The following is an 18659-nucleotide window of genomic DNA, read 5'->3' on the forward strand; positions in this document are numbered from 1 at the left end:
GCCTTCGTGGGGAGTTCGTGGGGGGGTGGCTTCGTGGGGCCGGCTTCGTGGGGGTGGGGATCAGCCGGTGTTGCGCAGGCCGGCGGCGACCCCGTTGACGGTCAGCAGCAGGGCCCGGCAGAGCGTGCGGTCCGGCTCCTCGCCCGTGGCTGCCGCGTCCCGTTGGCGCTTGAGCAGGGAGACCTGGAGGTAGGAGATCGGGTCGAGGTAGGCGTCGCGGATCTCGAAGGTCTGCTTCAACCCCGGTTGGGCGTCCAGGAGTTCGCTTTCACCGGTGATCCGCAGCAGCTCGCTGACGGTCAGGTCGTGCTCGGCCTCGATCGCTGCGAAGACGTGCTGGAGCTCGGTGGGCACCAGCGTCTCCACGTAGTGCCGGGCGATCCGCAGGTCCGTCTTGGCCAGTGTCATCTCCACGTTGGAGACGAAGTTGCGGAAGAAGTGCCACTGTTCGTGCATCTCCTCCAGGACACCGCCGAGACCCGCCTCGCGCAGCGCCTTCAGCCCGGAGCCGACGCCGTACCAGCCCGGCACGATCTGCCGGGACTGGGTCCAGCCGAACACCCAGGGGATGGCCCGCAGGCCGTCCAGGCCGGCGCCGGAGTCCGGGCGGCGCGAGGGCCGCGAACCCAGGTGCAGGTCGGCGAGCTGGTCGACCGGGGTGGAGGCCAGGAAGTAGGCGGGCAGGTCCGGGCCGTCCACCAGCGCGCGGTAGGCCGCGTGCGCGGCGTCGGAGACCACGTCCATCGCGGCGTCCCAGCGGGCCAGTTCCTCGGGGGCCTGGCGCGGGGCGGTGTGCAGCGCGGAGGCCTGCAACGTGGCGGCGACCGTCAGCTCCAGGTTCTCCCGGGCCAGCGACGGCACCAGGTACTTGTCGCTGATCACCTCGCCCTGCTCGGTGACCTTGATCTCGCCCTCCAGGGTGCCCCAGGGCTGGGCGAGGATCGCGTCGTGCGAGGGGCCGCCGCCGCGGCCGACGGTGCCGCCGCGGCCGTGGAAGAGGCGCAGCCGCACCCCGTAGCGGTGGGCGACGTCGCGCAGTCGGCGCTGGGCCCGGTGGATCTCCCACTGGGAGGTGGTGATACCGCCGAACTTCGAGGAGTCGGAGTAGCCGAGCATGACCTCCTGGACGTCCCCGCGCAGGGCGACCAGGGCCCGGTAGGACGGGTCGGAGAGCATGTCCTCCAGGATCGTGTCGGCGGCCTTCAGCTCGTCGGTGGTCTCCAGCAGCGGCACGATGCCGATCTTGGCGATGCCGGCGTGCAGGTCGACCAGGCCGGCCTCGCGGGCCAGCACGGTGGCGGCGAAGACGTCGTCGGCGCCCTGGCACATCGAGATGATGTACGACTCGATGACCTCGGGCCCGAAGGAGTCCAGGGCCCGGCGGACGGTGTGGAAGACCCCGAGGGTCTTCTCCCCGGCCCGGTCCAGCTGCGCCGGGCCGAGCAGCCGGCGGGAGGTGAGCTCCTTGGCGAGCAGCCGCTGCCGGTAGTCGCGGGGCATGTCGGCGTAGCGCCAGGACTCCTCGTCGAGCCGGTCGAAGAGCTGGCCGAGGGCGTGGTGGTGGGCGTCGGCGTGCTCGCGCACGTCCATGGTGGCCAGTTGCAGGCCGAAGGCGGCGAGGGTGCGGATCGTACGGTCCAGCCGGCCCTCGGCGAACAGGCCGCCGCGGTGCTCGCGCAGCGAGGTCTGCACCAGGGTGAGGTCGCGCAGCAGTTCGGCGGTGCCGAGGTAGTCGCGGCCCTCCTCGTGCCTGCCGCCCTCGGCGAGCCGGTGCTTGGTGTTCACCAGCTTCTGGCGGATCGCGGTGACCTTGAGGCGGTACGGCTCCTCGGAGTTGAGCCGCTTGTAGCGGGGGCTGATCTCGGGCAGGCGGGCCAGGTCGTGCTCCAGCGAGCCGAGCAGCTCGTCGGTGGCGCCGGTGTAGCGGATGGAGTTGGAGAGCAGGCCGCGCAGCTCGTCGACCATCGCCAGGGCGTCGTTGATGCCGTGCTCGTGCTGGAGGATCAGGACGTCCCAGGTGACCTCCGGGGTGACGTTGGGGTTGCCGTCGCGGTCGCCGCCGATCCAGGTGCCGAAGGTCAGCGGCCGGGTGCCGTCGGGCAGTCGGACGCCGACCCGCTCCAGCTCGGCGGCGAGGTCCTCCAGGACGTCGCCGACCGCGTTGGCGTGCAGCTCGTCCAGGTAGTAGACGGCGTTGCGGGCCTCGTCGGTGGGCTCGGGGCGGACCACCCGCAGCTCGTCGGTCTGCCACATCAGGTCGATGGTCTCGGCGAGCCGCGCGTCGTGGCGGCGGCGGTCCGCCTCGGGGACCGGGGTCTCCAGCAGTTCGGCGATCCGGCGCAGTTTGGTGAGGACCGAGCGGCGGGCCGCCTCCGTGGGGTGGGCGGTGAAGACCGGGCGGACGTTCAGGTGCTCGACCGCCCGGGTCAGGGCCTCCGGCGCCTCCCTCGCCGCCTGCTGGACGACGCGGGCGAGGGCGGCGCCGGCCCGTTCCCGGACGGCGCGCAGTTCGCGGCCGCGGTGCACCTGTTCGGCGACGTTGGCCAGGTGGAAATAGGTGGCGAGGGCGCGGACCAGGTTGGCCGCGGTCGCCGGCCCGATGCCGCGCAGCAGTTCGGCGGTGGCCTCTCCGTCGGTGCGGCTGAGCAGGCGGACCTGCTCGACCAGGCCGAGCAGCTCGGGGCCCTCCTGACGGACCAGGGTCTCGTCGAGCAGGTCCGCGAGGTGTCGGAGGTCCGCGTGCAGCGCGGCATGGTCGGTACGGGCGTTCATGACTGCTCCTGATCGGGGAGTGTTGAAGGTCCGTTCACGGCGTCAGCAGGTTCACCGGGTTGGCCCAGGTGATGGCCCGGATCTCCCGGTTCGTCAGGCCGGCGGCCCGGAACCACTGCGTGCTCAGGTCCAGCCATTCCTTCACGTCCGGCTGGTCGGGCTGTCCGAGGTCGGAGCTGAACAGCACCCGGGGGTGGGCGTGCACCAGCTCGCTCAGGTGCCCGGCGTCGCGATGGCCCAGCAACAGGGTCAGCGCGGTGATCTCGACGTACAGGCCGGGCACCTGGGACAGGTCGGTCAGGTTGTCGGGGGTGAAGCCCGACATGGGGTGGGTCGCGTGGGTGAGGAGCAGCCGGGGCAGTTCGAGCCGCACCGCCTCGTCCACGATGCGCAGCGCCGACTCCCGGTCGCTGTGCCCGGTGGCCACCGCGACCGGCAGGTCGCGGGCCGCCCGGAGCACCTCGCGCACGTCCCGGCGCAGCCGGCCGTCGTCGTCGAGGACCGGGCGGGTCCGCCACCGTTCGGGGTCGAGCAGGGGGTGGAACGGGGTGCGGCGCAGCGGTGAGCAGTGGGTGTGGCCGACCAGGGTGGGCAGGTGGACGACCAGGCGGGCCGGGCTGTCCGGGCCGTGGGCGTAGACCGCCTGCTCCACGGCCCGGGGCCGGACCCCGCCGGCCAGCTCGTTGAGGACGAGGGTGCCGGAGACCGGCAGCCCCTCCTGGCGGGCCTCCCAGGCGCGCGCGGCGGTGGAGCTGAGGTGGCTCTTGAGCACCACCCACCCGCCGACGTCCTGGTAGGCCCGGCCCGCGCCGAGGGAGGTGAGGCGGCGGCGGTAGAGGTCGGGGCCGGCGTGGTAGTGGAGGTCCACCACCACGCTCCCCGCCGGGTCACGCATGGGACTGCTGGGCGCCGCCGTCGTCCCAGGGCTTGGCGTAGCCGTACCGGCGGCGGGCCTCGTCGAGCCGCAGGCCGGCGTCGACGGCCTCGGCGATGGCGCTCTCGGTCCGCTCGACGCGCTCGGCCCGCTCGGCGACCTCGGCGGCGTGTTCGGCGGGGACCACCAGGGCGCCGTTGTCGTCGGCGACGACGATGTCGCCGGGCCGTACGGTGACCGCGCCGATGACGACGTCCCGGCCGGTGGCGGCGAGTTCCACCCGGTTCTTGCCGCTGACCATGGTGGCGCCGGTGCTGAACAGCGGGTACCCGGCGGCGCGGATCTCGGCGATGTCGCGGGCCGAGCCGTGCAGGGCGGTGCCGCGCACGCCGCGGCGCTGGGCCAGCTTGGTCAGCAGCGAGCCCCAGTTGGTGCAGCTGGTGTCGCCGGCGTTGTCGATCACCACGAAGGAGCCCTCGGGCACGTCGTCCAGGTAGTTGGCGGCGTTGCGGAAGCCCTCCGCGGTGCTGTCGACGGGCTGGTAGGTGACGGTGAAGGCGCGGCCGGCGGCCCGGGTGCCGGGCACCCGGGGGGCGATGCCGGCCAGCACGCCGCCGACGCCGAGGCTGTCCAGCGCGTCGGAGACGGAGGCGGTGTCGAGGCGGGCGAGCCGGTCCACCACGCCCTCGGGGGACTCGGGGGACTCGTCCGCGGTGAGCTCCTCGGCGACCGCCAGGGCGACCTCGCGGGTGCCGCTGGTGCCGCCCATGTCGTACGTGACGGTGGTGCGCCGCTTGGCGACCGCCCGGACGGCGGCCCGGAGTTCGCCGCCGGGGACGGGCAGGCCCAGGTGGTCGAGCATCTGGGCCACGGTGAGCACCATCGCCATCGGGTTGGCGCGGTTCTGCCCGGCCATGCCGGGGGCGCTGCCGTGGACCGGCTCGAAGTAGCTGCCGTGGTCGCCGATGTTGCCGCTGGGGGCGAGGCCGAGGCCGCCCATGACGCCGGCGCCGAGGTCGGAGAGGATGTCGCCGAACATGTTCTCGGCGACCAGCACGCCGAAGCGCTCGGGCCGGCGGACCAGCCACAGGGCGATCGCGTCGACGTTGAGGATCTCGGTCTCGATCTCGGGGTACTCGCCGGCGATCAGTTCCAGGCGCTCGCGCAGGTGGTTGCTGCTGTGGCGCAGCACGTTGGGCTTGTCGACCAGGGTGAGCCGGTCGTAGCCGTGCGAGCGGGCGTACTCGAAGCCGTGGCGCAGCAGCCGGTCCATGCCGAACCGGGTCTGCAGCCGCAGTGTGACGCTGCTCGAATCCGGGCCGGAGGCCTGGGCGTTGGGGTGGTCGCGGACCACGTTCCAGAGCGCGTCGTCCAGGCCGTGGAAGTCGTAGCCGGCGTACAGGCCCTCGGTGTTCTCGCGGATCACCGTGAAGTCGAAGCGGCCGTCGACCAGGTCGATGACCGGGCGGATGTTGGCGTACAGGCTCAGCCGCTGGCGCAGCTGGATGACCGGGGAGACGAAGGTGCGCCCGGTGCCGCGCAGTTCGGCGGGCAGTTCGGCCTCGGCCTCGCGCAGCGGCTTGCTGGTGATGGCGCCGAGCAGGCAGGTGTCGGTCTCCTCCAGCAGCTTCCAGGTCCGCTCGGGGACCGGGTTGCCCTCCTGGCGCCAGCACTCCCAGCCGATCTCGCCGAAGCGCAGGTCGAGTTGGAGGCCGAGCTTGTCCACGACGTCGAGGGCCGCGGAGGTGACTTCCGGTCCGATGCCGTCGCCGGGGAGTACCGCGACGCTCTTCATGTGCTGAGTCCCTTCTCCTGCAGGAAGGTGCCGACCAGGGCGGACACCTCTGCGGTGCGTTCGAAGTGGGGGCGCATGCCGGCCCCCGGGATGACGTGCACCCGGTGGTGGTCGGCCGCCGCGGTGTGGCGGTGGCCGACCAGCTGGGAGTGACCGCCGACGATCTGCAGCAGCGGGCCGGGGTGGGCGCGCACCGCGTCGGTCAGGTCGATGCCGCACAGCATCCGCATCCCGGCGGCGAGGCGGCGCCCGGCCTCCGGGTCGTGCGGTTCGGGGGTGTCGGCCCCCGGTTCGAAACGGCGGTCGTGCGGCTGGACGCGCCGGTTGAGCAGGGCCAGGGCCTCGCCGGAGCGGCCGCTGGCGGCCAGGTCGGCGATCTCGGTGAGCCTGGCCTCCAGGACGGTGGAGCTGCGGGCCGGGCCCGAGACGAGCAGCGCCGCGGTGTGCGGGGCGAGGTGGGGGAGCAGGGCCTGGGCCACCGCTCCGCCGAGGGCGTTCCCGCAGAGCAGGTCCACCGGGCCGTACTGGGGGAGGAGCTGACGCCAGCGGTCGGCGAGCGCGGCCAGCGAGTCGATCTCCTCGTCCCAGGCGGAGAGGGTGTCCACCACCGTCACCCGCAGGCCGGCCTCGGCCAGCGCCTGGGTGACGGGGGTGAAGAAGGCTCCGCCGTCCCAGCGGGGGGTGACGGGGGCGAGGACGAGGGCGTGTGCCGCGCCGGCGGCGGTCTCCGGTCCGAAGACCGCCGCCGGCACAGTGCGTCCGGTGGTGGTCACCGGACGGTGGCGAGGGTGCGCGCGGTGGCGATGCCCTCGTGGTGGCTGCCGCCCACCACGTCCTTGCGGTGCTCGACCGGCAGGTCGTAGCGGCCCAGGACCAGGTCCGGCAGCGGGAGGGAGGGGGTGCCCTCCGGGACGGTGGCGAGCAGCAGCTCCGCCAGCTCCAGGGCGTGGCCCAGGTGGAGGCGGGCGGAGGCCTCGGCGTCGGTGCGGTCGAGGTGCGCCAGCCACTGCTCGGCGATCAGGTTGCCCGGGCCCTTGCCCATGCCCTGGATCGAGGAGTCCATCCAGGTGGCGCCGGCGGCGACCGCGCTGATCGCGTTGGACAGGGCGAGGCCCAGGTTGTTGTGGGCGTGCAGGCCGACCGGGCCGCCGGTGACCGACTTGGTCAGGGTGGTGAGGTCGGTGGTGTCCACCGGGGAGAGGCTGCCGTTGGAGTCGGCCAGGTAGACGAACTCCGCGCCGGCGTCGGTGGCGGCGGTGGCCACCTCGACGACGCCGCGGCCCGACCACTGGCTTATTCGGGCGAAGTTGACGCCGACGGTGTACCCGATCTCCTTGGCCTGGCGGATGTACTCCAGGCCCTTCTCGTAGCCCTTGGACGGCAGGATGATGCGGACCAGGCGGGCGCCGGCGGCGTACATCGCGGGCAGGTCCTGCTCGGTGATGTTCTTCGGGTGCAGGATCATCGCGACCCGGTCCGGGCCGACCTCCTGGGCGACGGCGGCGATGAACTCGTCGTCGCCGCGGCCGGTGAGCCCGAGGTTCGGGATCGGCACCAGCGAGCCCTTGCGGTAGGCGATCTCGACCCAGTCGAAGCCCGCCTCGACGCTGAGCTTGGCGTGCCTCAGCGCGTATTCCAGGGGGAAGTTGAAGCCGTTGCGGTAACCGCCGTCACGGAGGGTGACGTCGATGTTGACGATGCTCACGGTTCCTCCAGGTGCAGTGCAGTGGATTGGGGGTGGATCAGGCCTGCTGGGCGGCGGCGTGGTGCGCGGCGAGCCGGCCGAAGATCAGCGAGCGCAGGACCGAGGTCGCCGGCGGGTAGGCGTGGTAGAAGAGGCCGGTGGCCTCGCCCGCCGCGTACAGGCCGGGGATGGCGGTGCCGGAGGGGGTGACGACCCGGCCGTCCATGTCGGTGCGGATGCCGCCGTAGGTGAAGCAGATGGCGGAGGTCACCGGGACGCCGATGAACGGCGCGGTGTCCAGCGGGGTGGCCCAGTTGGACTTCTTCGGCTCGATGCCGACGGTGGCCTTGCCGTCCATCCGGGTCGGGTCGAACTCGCCGGGGCCGACGGCCGCGTTGAACTCGGCGACGGTCTTCTCCAGCGCCTCGGCGTCGATGCCGAGCTTGCCGGCCAGCTCCTCCAGGCTGTCGGCCTGCTCCGGCGGCACATCGCTGAGCAGCGAGGTCATGATGCCGGGGATGGCCAGCGTCTTGGCGTCGGCGATCCAGTACGCCTCCTGGTCCTGGTTCTTCCAGATCTCGTAGCCGACGTGCTCGAAGGTGTTGTCCCAGGTGTCGCGGCCCTCGTCGAAGAAGCGCTCCATCTTGCGGTTGACGAAGATGCCGGTGGCGAAGCCGTACAGGACCGAGTCGGCCTTGTTGGTACGGGTGTCGACGGGCTCGGCGTGGATGCCGTCGAACTGGCCGGCGGTGTCGGCGCCCAGCTCCAGGGCCATCCGCAGCGCGTCGCCGCGGTTGTTGGTGATGCCGGGGGCGATCAGCGGCAGGTCGCAGGCCTTCTCGCCGACGTAGCGGGTGAGCATCTCCGGGTTGCCCTGGAAGCCGCCGCAGGCCAGCACGACGGCGCGGCCGGTGAGCCGCTGGGTGCGGCCGTCGGCGCCGCGGACCAGGACGCCGTCGACGGTGCCGTCCTCGGTGGTGGTCAGGCGCAGCGCCTCGGTCCGGTAACGGATGTCGACGCGCGTGTCGTTCTCCAGGGCGGAGCCCAGGTGCTCGACGATCGAGGCGCCACCGCCGCGGGGGCTGGCCGGCTTGGCCATGGACGGCTGGCCGGCGGCGAAGGTGTGCGGCAGCGGGAAGTGCTCGAAGGCGATCTCGACGCCGTGCTTCTCGACGAACTCCAGGGTCTGCTTGGTCTCGCGCTCGACGGTGCGGCAGTACTCGATGTCGGCGAGGCCGCCGGAGACCCGGCTGACGTGCTCGGCCCAGTCGGTGTCCAGCTGCTTGTCCTCGTTGATCCGCAGGAACGCGCCGGTCCAGCGGGTGGCACCGCCGCGCTCCTCCTCGCTGGAGCGCTCCAGGATCGCGATCTTCGCCGGGGTCTCGCGGCCCTCGGTGGCCTCGGCGTAGGTCAGCGCGGCGGACAGGCCGGCGGCGCCGAAGCCGATGACGATGAGGTCGTACTGGGCCTGGGTGTTCGCGTCGGACATGTGCTTCTCCTCCAAGTGGGGTGGAAGGCAACGGGGGTTGCTGAAGGGGTTCCTGCGGGGGCCTCGCGAGTCGCCTGAGGGTTCGCTCGGGGCCCTCGCGGGCTGGTGCGGGGTCAGCGGTTGGGCGTGATGACCCGACTGGTGCGGTAGAGCCGGAACTTGGCGCCGGTGGTGGTCTCGGCGAAGGCCTGGTAGCGACGCATGAACTCCTGGTCCTGGAAGATCGCGTCGAACTCCGCCTGGCTCGACCAGGCCGCGAAGTTGACCATGGCGTCGCCGTCGACGCTGGTCAGCAGGCGGGAGCCGCGGAAGCCGTCGGCGGTGGCGGCGACGTGGTCGACGGCCGAGGCGAGCGCGTCCACGCTGGCGGCCGCGTCGTCGGTGGTGGCCACGTTGATCAGCAGGACGCCGTCGTCCTGCACCGGGGAGGTGATCACGCCGGGGCTCGCGTTGCGGCCCTCGAAGGAGAGCTGGGCGTAGGAGGCGATGCCCAGCTTGTGCCAGGGGTCGCTCTCGATGAGCTCGCGCACCTGGATGTCGTCGAGGTCGGCGGTGATGATGACGGCGCCGCCGTCGGGGCGGGGGCCGCTGAGCAGGATGCGGCCCTGGTCGCCGTGCTCGCGCAGCCAGGCCTTGTGCTCGGCCATGTGGGCGAGGACGGTCTCACGCGGGGTCAGGTACGTGAGGGTCAGTACGTGGATCAAGGGGTTCTCCGGGTTGTGTGGATGGATCTGGTGGCCGGGGGTGTGGGGGTGTGGGGGAGGTGCCGGGTGCGGGCCCGGCGGGGGTACGGGGGAGGGGCGGCGGGCTCAGGCGGTGGGGGCGCCGAGGTGCCGGGAGAGCCCGGAGAGGATCCGCTCCGCGTCGGCCACGACGCTGTGGACGACCTGGGCGGCGGGCTGGATGTCCTGGATCTGGTCGAGGTTCTCGCCGACGAGCATGGCGCGCTGGGTGGTGTCGTCGCGGGCGACGGCGGCGTTCCACGCGGGCTCGATCTCGCCCCGGCGGGAGGCCAGTTCGGTGTCCCGGCCGGTCCAGGTGCGGGTGAAGTCGTTGACGACGGCGCGGGCGGTGTAGACCTGGTCCCACGGGATGCCGCGCACGACGTCGAAGGAACGGGTGTTGACGGTGTCCGCGGTGCTCGCGGAGACCAGGTGGGACCTGAAGCCGGGGGAGGCCATCGACTCCTCGGTCGCGGCGAAGCGGGTGCCCATCATCACGCCGTCGGCGCCGAGCGCGAGGGCCGCCGCGAGGCCGCGGCCGTCCGCGAAACCGCCCGCCGCGACCACCGGCACCCGGCCCCGGGTGACGTCCAGGACGGCCGGGATCAGGGGCAGGGTGGCGCGGGAGGCGTGGTGGCCGCCGGCCTCGGCGCCCTGGGCGACGATCACATGGGCCCCGGCCCGCAGGGCGATGGCGGCCTGGGCGGGGTCGTGCACCTGGACGACGACCTTGGAGCCGGCCTCGGTCGCGGAGGCCACGTACTTCTGTACCTGGGTGGCGCTGCCGAAGGAGAGCTCGACGACCGGCGGGGCGTAGCCGAGCACCTTGTCCCACAGGCCGGGCCGCTCGTCGAAGGTGAACATGACGCACCCGACGCCCCAGACGCCGCCGGTCTCGGCGGCCTGCGGCAGGTGCTCGTCGATGAACGCCGGGTCGCCGTAACTGACGCCGACGAGGCCGAGGCCGCCCGCCGCCGTCACGGCGCCGGCGAGTCGGCCGCCGGTCACTCCGCCCATCGGGGCGCAGACGACCGGGTGGTCGATGCCGAGCAGTTCCGTCAGCTTGGTCGAGATCACGATGCTCCCTTGGTCCGGTTCGTTTGTCTGGCCCGGCCCGGCGGGCCGAGGAGGACGGGTGGCGCGGCGAATTCGACGCTGAATTCCGCGCGGTGGGGGCGGGGGTATTCCACGGATCGGAACCGTTCCGGAAGGGGGCCCGCGTTGTACTGAGTTGTACTGAGCTGCTTCGTACTGGGCTTCATTGCCCGGTGCTGCTCGGTGCTGCGCTCTGGTGAAGACATTAGCCAGGGGATTCGAACGGCGTCCAAGACGTAAACCGTGTGACCGCCATAAGGCGGTGCTATACCGGCTGGACACCGGGGGGTTGACGGAAACGCGAAAAGGCGTGTGATCCGGGTAGGGGGAGACCCGGATCACACGCCGGCCAGGGGCCGGGGCGGCGCGGGGCGCGCGCCGGACCGGCGGGGGGGGGCTACTCGGCGAGGAACAGCCAGCCGCGCTCGGCGGACACCTCCTGCAGGACGCGGGCGGTGTGGCTGCCCCGCACCGCGGTGACGGCGAGGCGCTCGCGCGGCGGTCTGGGGGTCGGCAGCGGCCGCCACACCAGGTGCGGCTCGCGCTCCACGGCGCGCCGCGGGCGCAGGGCGACCAGGTCCGCGGTGGTGCGCAGGGCGTGCAGGAACAGCGCGGGCTGGTCCTGGTCGGCCGGGTGCAGCACGGTGTTCCAGCCGATCCGGGCCAGGTGCGCGGGCACGGACTCGGCGAACCCGGGCGCGCAGCCCTCGTCGTACCAGAGCAGGCGCTGCCGGGAGAGGTCCCGCAGGGTCAGCTCGGGCCGGGTCGCGAGTGGGTGCTCGCGGGCCATGACGACGCCGAGCGGCTCGTCCCGGACCACGGCGCAGACCACGTGCGGCACCGGGATGGGCAGGCGCACGATGCCGAAGGAGATCTCGCCGTGCCGCAGCAGCTCGCCCTGGTCGGCGGCGTCCACCGAGCGCATCCGCAGTTTCGCGCCGGGCTGGTGGGCGGCCTGGTGACCGCTGTGGACGCGACGCCCGGAAAGGCCGTTCTGGACCTCGATCAGGACCTCGGCCGGCACTCCGCCGCACACCCCGACGGGCCACACCTGTGGCGCCGGGGCGACGGCGGCGATGGCCGAGCGGAGCTGGCCGGGAATTCCCTGGATTTCCCGGAGGAATGCCCGGCCGCCGGCGGTCAGTTCAACACCGCGGGAACTTCGGATGAACAGTGCCGCACCGATTCTCTGTTCCAGTCGACGAATTTGCTGACTGAGGCTCGGCTGGGAAATCCGGAGTTCCTGGGCGGCGGCCGAGACGGTGCCGGCGCGGACCACGGTCAGGAAATACCGGAGGTGTCGCATGTCGAAATCGTCGACGTCCCGGGCGTCGGCCATCGCGCGGAGCAGGGCGTCGTCGGCCGGATCTGGTCCGGGCGCGTCGGGGCTCATGTGTGCCGAGGTGCGTCGGTCCGTCCACTCGTCCAGCACGCTCATCCGCTCCTCCAAAGCGTCGTACCAAGCGGTGTCGCCCCTGCCCCGCGCAGGGGTTGTGCGCCCGGTGGGCCCCGCGCGAGTCGGGGCCCACGGTGCAGCATGACACAAGAATTCGTTCCAGAAGGTATTTTTTACGGGCCTGAAACAGGGCCCGAGGCGGGGCCTGTCGTGGAACCGCCCTCCGGGCAGGCGGAGTCCGCCCCTCCGTTCCCCGTCAGTGCCGTGAACAGCAAGCGCCACAGCGGCTGCCCGCCGGGTGCGCCCGCGATCTCGGCGCACCCGGCAGGAGCGTTCAGCAGCCCGTACATCACGATCATCAGCAAGGCGGCGACCAGCTGCGGCGAGTAGCCGGGGAAGCCGCTGCCGCGCTGGGCTCGGCGGACCAGTTCCGTCAGGGCGTTGTGCATCTCGGCGAGGACGCCGGAGAGTGACTGCGCCAGGTTCGGGCATTCGGCGGCGAGCCGGAGCGCGGCCCGCAGCCGCACGTCCGACTGCAGCCGGCCGGCGAAACCCACCACGACGCGTTCGAGGACGGCCCCGGGCTCGGCGTCCGGGGCGTCGTGCTCGGCCCGCAGACTCGCCCAGGTGTGCCGGGACTCGTTGATCAGGGCCCCGGCCAGCGACCTCTTCGAGGGGAAGTGCCCGTACAGCGCGCCCTTGGTCATCCCGATGCGCTCGGCCACCGCGTTCAGCGTGGTGCTGCTGTAGCCCTGCCCGGCGAAGACCTCGGCCGCAGCCGTCAGAACCTTCTCCCGTGTGCGTCGTGCCCGTTCCTGTTTCGCCACGTTCGTACCCTCCATGATGAGCGAGAGCACATACATACCATCGGGACGGAATGTTGTCTCAACCTTCCGGTCCGCCGAGCTGATCATGCGCGTCCCGCCTCCAACGGACCCCGACGGGCCGGGGTCACCGGCCAGCCGGAGCGTTTCGCTTCCTGGTTCAGCAGCGGGGAGTCCCCCACCACCACCGGCCGCCCCACCGCGCGCAGCAGGGCGAGATCGCTCTCGTGGTCCCCGTACGCGAAGCAGTCGGCCGGGTCCGCGCCGTGCTCGCGCATCAGCCGGACCGCAGCCTCGGCCTTGGCCTGCCCGATCATCGGGCGCGGCACCTCGCCGGTCAACACCCCGTCGGCGTCCACCAGCAGCTCGGTGCAGACCAGGGCCGCGCCCAACTCCTCGGCCAGTGCGGCGAGGAGAGGGCGCATCGAGCCCGAGACCAGCACCACCGCGCGGCCCGCGGCCCGGTGTTCGGCGAGGGCGGCGAGGGCGGGCAGCACGAAGGCCGAACCGCCGCGGCGGTACTCCTCGTACCAGCTCCGCCCGGCCGCCTCCAGCTCGGCCAGCGGCACGCCCGCGTAGCGCCGGTAGTACCGGCGGTTCAGCGCCTCCCGGTCGGGGGTCGCCGCGACCTCGGACGACAGGTCCGGGAGGTCGGCGGCGACCCGGTCGGGGTGCCGGTCCCGCCAGTACTGCCAGAACGCGACCGGGCTCTTCTCGGCGATCACGGTCTCGTCCACGTCGAAGAAGGCGAGCGCGGGGCGTACCCGCAGGGCCGGTGCCGTCATCGCCCGCCCCGTCATCGCCCGCCCCGTCATCGCCCGCCCCGGCTCGCCAGGGCCGCTTCCGCGTACGCCCCGGCCGCCGTTTCGAGGTCCAGGGCGCCGTGCCCGGCCGCGGTCGTGACGTCCCGCCAGGCGCGCTGCACCCGGCTGTCCGAGGACTGGCCGCGCATGCCCGAGGCGTGGAAGAGCTCGTCCACCGCGTCCCGGCACATCGCGGCCGCGGTGGCCGCGTCCCGGCGGTTCTCGGCCACCGAGAGGGGGGTGACCGCGCCGTGGTCCGCACGGTCGGCGGCGCACTCCAGCAGCAAGCCCGCCGCGTGGATCCGTGCGGATGCGGCGGCCAGTAGCAGGCTCCGGCCGGGCTTGCCCGGCACGGTCGGCCCGCACTCGTCCGTCCAGGCCTGCAGCGCAGCCCGGGCCGCCCCGAGCACCGGCGCGGCGAAGATCGGCCCGGCGACCATCGGGTAGGGGACCCGGTGGCAGCGGGCCGCGTCGGGCAGCGGGCTCAGCAGCGCGCTCAGGGTGAACGAGCGGTGCCCGGGGACGACGATGCCGTCGCCCGCCACGCTGTTGCTGCCGCTGCCCCGCAGGCCGACCGGGTCCCAGGTGTCGAGGACGGTCAGCTCGGCGCGCGGCACGGCGAAGATCCGGTGCTCCCGGAGGCCGTCCGGCCCCAAGGTCCAGGAGGCCAGCAGCACCCACTCCGCGTGGTCGACCCCGCTGGCCGTGCGCCACTCGCCGTCCAGCCGCCAGCCGCCGGCCACCTCGGTGGCGCGGCCCTGCGGCGGGACGATCGAGGCGGCGATCCGGACGTCCGGGCCCTGCGCCCACAGGTCGCGCTGCCCCTGCTCGGGCAGGTAGGCGGCGAGCCGGCCGTGCGCCGCGAACAGGGCGGAGCACCAGCCGGTGGCGGCGCAGGCCTGCGCGACGGCCGAGGCGTCGGCGAGCAGCCCGGCGAAGCTCCCGGCAGTGCCGCCCCACCGGGACGGGACGAAGTGGCGCGGGAAGCCCGCGTCGACCAGGGCGGCGGCGACCTGCGGGGTGAGCCGGCGCTGCTGCTCGGCGGTGGGGGCGTCGTGCAGCGCGAGCTTGGTGAGCAGGCTGACCACCTCCCGGGGGCCGGCGGTGTTCCGGCCGTCCAGCGGTTCGGCGGCGGCCGGCAGGTCGGTGGTCAGCGGGGTGGTCAGGTCGGTGGCCCCTTGGGTCGCCCGGGAGGTGCTCCGGGGGGTGGTCAGGTCGGTGAGCGCTCGGACGGCCCCTTGGGCGGCCACTCGGGTCGTCGGGGGAGCTGTCCGGGAAGTGACCCGGGAAGTGGTCCCGAGGGTGGTCAGCACGCCGCCCCCAGCAGGGTGCGGGCGGGCTCGGCCGCGCCGCAGCGGACCGTGGCGTGGGCGAGTTCCCGCTCGCCCTGGTGGGCGCGCAGGGTGAAGACGCCGAGGCCGGTCGGCTCGGCGGTGATCGCCACCGGCGCGTCCAGCTCGCCGAAGGCCGTGAACTTCACCGTGAGCAGTGTCACGCCGCTCGCGCCCGCCCGGCGGTCCGCGGCGGCGACCCGGCCGGCCTGCCGGAAGGCCTCGACCAGCGCCATGCCCGGCACGTGGTCGGACTCGTGGTCGAACAGCACCGGGTGGTCCTGGTTCAGTCGCAGCCACCAGGCGTTGGCCCGCATCGGGTCGGCGGCGATCAGTACGTCCCGCTCGGCGAGCTGGCCGACGGTGGCCGGCGACAGCGGGATCCGGGGCGGCTCGGGCAGCGGCGACGGCAGGGGCTCGCCGCCGCCGCGCCGGCGCAGCATGGCGTAGCGGCTGGGTTCCATCGGCTCCCAGCGCAGCCGGGTTCTACCGATCACGCGGTGCCGGACCAGGACGTCGGCCTCCAGCTCCAGGCGCAGGCGCCGGGCGCCCTCGGCGGGGCCGCGGCAGATGACGTCGAGTCCGACGGAGAGGTGCTCCGGCCCCGCCGGGGGGAGCGTTTCGGACAGGTCGACGGAGGCTTCGCTCAGCACGAACGGCATGCCGAACGGAATGTCGAGGAAGCGGTGGGACAGGTGGATGGCGGTCTGGCGGGTGGTCTCCACCAGCATCACCGGGTCGGCCGCGGGGCCGCCGTGGTGGGCGAGGTAGTGGTCGCGGTCCCAGCGGGCGGCGACCGCGAATCGGTCGGGGCCGAGCCGCTGCGCGTCCGTGAGCAGGACTTCCGCGTCGGCCGCCTTGTGGACGGACGTCCGCGGGACGCAGCGCTCGAACTCCATGGTCTTCCAGTGGTGCTCCGACCCCGGACGGTCGGTCATCAGTTCAAGTCCAGGCATGACATGCATGTGCAGATCCCCCTCCTGGCTCGCCGTGCCAGCCCATGCGCCGGTATCGTCCCGACGCGGCACGTGGCGACGCCGAGAAATATACCTTCAGGAAGGAATCTTGAGGGGTAAGTTTTTTGTCATCGAACACGACCGAACACGATCGACCCGCGACACCCTGCCCACCCGACACGGCGCCATGCCGACCGACGACGGAGAATTGCCTACATGCCGGAGCCGCAAGCCATCGTCTTTGCCCCACCCAAAGCCCCAGTTCGGAGGGGTTCCGACCCCAAGCAGGAGCGTTCTGCCAGAACCCGGCAGCGGGTCCTGATGGGGGCCGCCGAGCTGTTCACCGAGCGGGGCTTCCGCCAGACGTCGGTCAAGGACGTCGCCGACCGGGTCGAGATGACCAAGGGCGCCGTGTACTTCCACTACCCGACCAAGGAAGCCCTGGCCGTGGCGATCGTGGAGGAGCACTACGCGCGTTGGCCGAAAATGCTCGATGAGGTCGCCCGGGAGGATCTCGGTCCGCTGGAGACCGCCGCCCGGATGCTGGACCGGGCGTCCGTCGCGTTCCAGGACGACGTGATCGTTCAGGCCGGTGCCCGGCTGCAGATCGAACGGCCGCAGATCGACGTCGCGTTGCCCACCCCGTACGTGGACTGGGTCTCCCTGCTGGAGTCCCTGCTGACCTCCGCGCAGGAGGCGGGCGAGGTGCGTGCCGACGTCGTGCCGGGGCACGCGGCGCGCTCGCTGGTGTCCGCGTTCTTCGGTTCGCAGCATGTCTCAGACGTTCTCAGTGGACGGGCCGACGTGGTAGCGCGTTGGCGGGATCTGAGCGATCTCTTGTTCCGGGCTTTGCGGACGGAGTGAGCCGGCTCCGTCCGCAAAGCCCGTCTGCCGTGAACGGCGGACGTCCGCCCTCCGTGGACGCGGTGGGCGGACGTCGGCCGGAAACGGCAGACGCCCGGGGGGCGGTGCACCGCTGGGCAGCCGGTGCACCGTCCCCCGGGAGGGCGTGCTGTCTCGTACGGGCCGGTCAGGCCGGGTCGGTCACGTCGCGCTTGGTGGACAGGACCACCAGGCCGCCGATCACCGCGATGGCGGTCAGCACGGCGCCGAAGATCGTGGCACCGTTGGTCAGGCCCACCGCGTCGCTGAGGTAGCCGGCCGAGACGGGCAGGATGCCGGCCGGGATGTAACCGCCCACGTTGAGGGCGGCGTTGGCCTCGGCGAGCCGCTGCGGCGCGACGGTGGAGTTGAGCAGCGACAGGCCGCCGAGCTGGCCCATGCCCTGGCCGGCGCCGGCCAGCAGCGCGGCGATGACGAGGACCGCGACCGCCTGGGAGTGCACGGCGATGATCAGCGCGACCATGCTCAGCATGGTGCTCACCGCGCCGGCCGTCAGGATGGTGCGGCGGCGCAGCTTCTGGACGGCGAACTGCACGCCGGTGGCGGTGAGGAACATCACGAAGGCCATGGCGCCGGCGACGATCCGGTTGGTGGTGCCGAGCAGGCCGGACAGCAGCGACGGGCCGAGCGAGAGCACGAACGAGGTGGCGGTGATGCCGGGGGCGAAGACCGCGATGCCGAGGGCGAGCTGACGGCCGTTGCCGCTGGGGACGCCGGGCACCCGGATCCAGGCGCCCTTGCCGCGGTTCTCGGGGCGGCGCACCGGCATCCGCAGGACGACCAGGACGGCGCTGGCCAGGATCACGGCCTCGACGACGAACACGGTGACCGTCGGCCCGGGGGCCAGCTCGGAGAGCACACCGGCGAGCAGCGGGCCGAGGCCGGCGCCGAAGACCATCGCGCAGGAGGCGAGCAGGGCGGCGACCCGCTTGCGCTCGGGCCCGGCGACGTCGGTGACCGCGGCCATGCCGGCCGAGACGACCGCGCCGACCGCGATGCCGGTGAACAGCCGCGCCACGATCAGCGCGGCGACGCTGGTGGCCGTTCCGAAGATCAGGCAGGCGGCGAGTCCGAGTGCCAGTGCCGGGAGCAGGACGGGCTTGCGGCCGATCCGGTCCGAGACCACGCCGGAGACCAGCAGCGAGCCGATCAGGCCGACGATGTAGAACGCGAACACCACGGTCAGGGTGCCCTTGGAGAAGCCGATGTCGTGCTGCCACAGCACGTACAGCGGCGTGGCCGCGTTCGAGAGGACGAAGACGGCGGTGACCGGCCAGGCGGCCAGCCACACCCACCACAGCGGGGCGGTGGGCTTGGCAGCGGCAGCGGCAGCGGCGGCGGGGGTGGCGGTGGTCTTGGCGGTGCGCTGCACCTCCTCGACGGCCTGGACGGGTGCGGTCCTGGTCTCGGACATGACGGTTCCTCCCGGTCTGACTGTTGGCTCTCCAGCAGTACGAGTCGAGTCGAACTTAGCATGCAGTACGATGAAAGTCGTACAGCATAGGAACCGGGTTATGAGGAGTTGAGGAGTTGCCTATGACCACGACCACGGCCGACGCACCCGCCTTCAAGGTGCTTCCGGAGCCGTCCGACCTGCCCGAACCGCTCGCCGAGCCGGCCGTCGAGGAGCTGCGCCTGGAGAACGTGATGGGCGCGCTCAGCGACCCGCTGCGGCTGACCATCGTCCGCAAACTCCTGCTGGAGTCGGAGGACTTCGACCACTCCTGCGGCTGGTTCGGCTTCGACCGTCCCAAGTCCTCGCTCACGCACCACTTCAAGGCGCTGCGTGAGGCGGGGGTGACGCGCCAGCGCCAGTACGGGCTGGAGCGCCGCAGTCACGTGCGGGTGGACGACCTCAACGCCCGGTTCCCCGGGCTGCTCGACCTGGTCGCGGCCTGGACCCCGCAGTCCTGACCGGCGCTCGGCCCCCGGCGGCGTAGGGCCGCCGGGGGCCTCTGCGTGCCGTGCGTTTACCGGTCGGTCGGATGGGGTGCGGGATCATGGGTGGGTACCGT

General features: G+C 72.7%; 16 protein-coding genes. 2 read left to right on the forward strand and 14 right to left on the reverse strand.

Annotation, left to right across the window (positions count from 1 at the left end; genetic code table 11):
- Positions 1-60 precede the first annotated feature (60 nt).
- From ppc to ACGF12_RS06855, 13 genes are all read right to left on the reverse strand, one after another.
- A complete protein-coding gene (gene ppc / locus ACGF12_RS06795; RefSeq protein ID WP_393026515.1) occupies positions 61-2772 on the reverse strand; it encodes a phosphoenolpyruvate carboxylase in 2712 nt (903 codons plus the stop codon).
- Positions 2773-2806: 34 nt separating this feature from the next.
- On the reverse strand, positions 2807-3667 hold the full coding sequence (locus tag ACGF12_RS06800) for a DUF6282 family protein (RefSeq protein WP_393026518.1): 861 nt from the start codon (positions 3665-3667) through the stop codon (positions 2807-2809).
- Positions 3660-5441, reverse strand: coding sequence for an isocitrate/isopropylmalate family dehydrogenase (locus ACGF12_RS06805; protein ID WP_393026521.1), 1782 nt, complete (start codon positions 5439-5441; stop codon positions 3660-3662). Before ACGF12_RS06805 ends, ACGF12_RS06800 begins: the two co-directional genes overlap by 8 nt.
- Positions 5438-6214 carry an alpha/beta fold hydrolase gene (locus ACGF12_RS06810; RefSeq protein WP_393026523.1) on the reverse strand — a complete coding sequence of 259 codons (777 nt, stop codon included), beginning with the start codon at positions 6212-6214 and terminating at the stop codon, positions 5438-5440. Before ACGF12_RS06810 ends, ACGF12_RS06805 begins: the two co-directional genes overlap by 4 nt.
- Complete coding sequence (locus ACGF12_RS06815; RefSeq protein ID WP_393026525.1) at positions 6211-7146, reverse strand: hypothetical protein; 936 nt, start codon at positions 7144-7146, stop codon at positions 6211-6213. Before ACGF12_RS06815 ends, ACGF12_RS06810 begins: the two co-directional genes overlap by 4 nt.
- A 37-nt stretch (positions 7147-7183) precedes the next feature.
- The gene (locus tag ACGF12_RS06820; RefSeq protein WP_393026528.1) at positions 7184-8614 is read right to left on the reverse strand and encodes an FAD-binding protein; all 1431 of its coding nucleotides are present in this window, start codon (positions 8612-8614) and stop codon (positions 7184-7186) included.
- 113 nt (positions 8615-8727) lie between these two features.
- The gene (locus tag ACGF12_RS06825; RefSeq protein ID WP_393026530.1) at positions 8728-9318 is read right to left on the reverse strand and encodes a YciI family protein; all 591 of its coding nucleotides are present in this window, start codon (positions 9316-9318) and stop codon (positions 8728-8730) included.
- A gap of 105 nt (positions 9319-9423) precedes the next feature.
- Positions 9424-10413, reverse strand: coding sequence for an NAD(P)H-dependent flavin oxidoreductase (locus ACGF12_RS06830; protein ID WP_387620537.1), 990 nt, complete (start codon positions 10411-10413; stop codon positions 9424-9426).
- Positions 10414-10828: 415 nt separating this feature from the next.
- Positions 10829-11869 (reverse strand): LysR family transcriptional regulator, encoded by a 1041-nt coding sequence (locus ACGF12_RS06835; RefSeq protein WP_393026534.1) that lies wholly within the window; start codon positions 11867-11869, stop codon positions 10829-10831.
- A gap of 131 nt (positions 11870-12000) precedes the next feature.
- Positions 12001-12654 carry a TetR family transcriptional regulator gene (locus ACGF12_RS06840; protein ID WP_393026537.1) on the reverse strand — a complete coding sequence of 218 codons (654 nt, stop codon included), beginning with the start codon at positions 12652-12654 and terminating at the stop codon, positions 12001-12003.
- Between the two features lie 83 nt (positions 12655-12737).
- Positions 12738-13436: an HAD family hydrolase gene (locus ACGF12_RS06845; protein ID WP_393026540.1), complete on the reverse strand. Its 699-nt coding sequence runs from the start codon at positions 13434-13436 to the stop codon at positions 12738-12740.
- A 26-nt stretch (positions 13437-13462) separates the two neighbouring features.
- Positions 13463-14704 (reverse strand): oxidoreductase, encoded by a 1242-nt coding sequence (locus ACGF12_RS06850; RefSeq protein ID WP_393026543.1) that lies wholly within the window; start codon positions 14702-14704, stop codon positions 13463-13465.
- A 56-nt stretch (positions 14705-14760) separates the two neighbouring features.
- Entirely contained in the window at positions 14761-15723 is a 963-nt protein-coding gene (locus ACGF12_RS06855; RefSeq protein ID WP_393026546.1) for a ScbA/BarX family gamma-butyrolactone biosynthesis protein, read from the reverse strand.
- Between the two features lie 234 nt (positions 15724-15957).
- Between ACGF12_RS06855 and ACGF12_RS06860 the strand changes: the two genes are divergently transcribed.
- Positions 15958-16605, forward strand: a complete 648-nt coding sequence (locus tag ACGF12_RS06860) for a ScbR family autoregulator-binding transcription factor (RefSeq protein WP_393026549.1) — start codon at positions 15958-15960, stop codon at positions 16603-16605.
- Positions 16606-16771: 166 nt separating this feature from the next.
- On the opposite strand, the gene ACGF12_RS06865 is transcribed toward ACGF12_RS06860, so the two are convergent.
- Positions 16772-18058, reverse strand: coding sequence for an MFS transporter (locus tag ACGF12_RS06865; RefSeq protein WP_393026552.1), 1287 nt, complete (start codon positions 18056-18058; stop codon positions 16772-16774).
- A gap of 122 nt (positions 18059-18180) precedes the next feature.
- Between ACGF12_RS06865 and ACGF12_RS06870 the strand changes: the two genes are divergently transcribed.
- On the forward strand, positions 18181-18558 hold the full coding sequence (locus ACGF12_RS06870; RefSeq protein WP_393026555.1) for an ArsR/SmtB family transcription factor: 378 nt from the start codon (positions 18181-18183) through the stop codon (positions 18556-18558).
- Positions 18559-18659 lie beyond the last annotated feature (101 nt).

The organism is Kitasatospora sp. NPDC048296 (assembly GCF_043201815.1).
Taxonomy (GTDB): domain Bacteria; phylum Actinomycetota; class Actinomycetes; order Streptomycetales; family Streptomycetaceae; genus Kitasatospora.

Excerpts from the sequence above, each read along its gene's own strand:
- ppc (WP_393026515.1), bottom strand. The coding sequence starts at position 2,772 with ATGAACGCCCGTACCGACCATGCCGCGCTGCACGCGGACCTCCGACAC.
- ACGF12_RS06800 (WP_393026518.1), bottom strand. The coding sequence starts at position 3,667 with ATGCGTGACCCGGCGGGGAGCGTGGTGGTGGACCTCCACTACCACGCC.
- ACGF12_RS06805 (WP_393026521.1), bottom strand. The coding sequence starts at position 5,441 with ATGAAGAGCGTCGCGGTACTCCCCGGCGACGGCATCGGACCGGAAGTC.
- ACGF12_RS06820 (WP_393026528.1), bottom strand. The coding sequence starts at position 8,614 with ATGTCCGACGCGAACACCCAGGCCCAGTACGACCTCATCGTCATCGGC.
- ACGF12_RS06835 (WP_393026534.1), bottom strand. The coding sequence starts at position 11,869 with ATGAGCGTGCTGGACGAGTGGACGGACCGACGCACCTCGGCACACATG.
- ACGF12_RS06845 (WP_393026540.1), bottom strand. The coding sequence starts at position 13,436 with ATGACGGCACCGGCCCTGCGGGTACGCCCCGCGCTCGCCTTCTTCGAC.
- ACGF12_RS06855 (WP_393026546.1), bottom strand. The coding sequence starts at position 15,723 with ATGACCGACCGTCCGGGGTCGGAGCACCACTGGAAGACCATGGAGTTC.
- ACGF12_RS06860 (WP_393026549.1), top strand. The coding sequence starts at position 15,958 with ATGCCGGAGCCGCAAGCCATCGTCTTTGCCCCACCCAAAGCCCCAGTT.
- ACGF12_RS06865 (WP_393026552.1), bottom strand. The coding sequence starts at position 18,058 with ATGTCCGAGACCAGGACCGCACCCGTCCAGGCCGTCGAGGAGGTGCAG.
- ACGF12_RS06870 (WP_393026555.1), top strand. The coding sequence starts at position 18,181 with ATGACCACGACCACGGCCGACGCACCCGCCTTCAAGGTGCTTCCGGAG.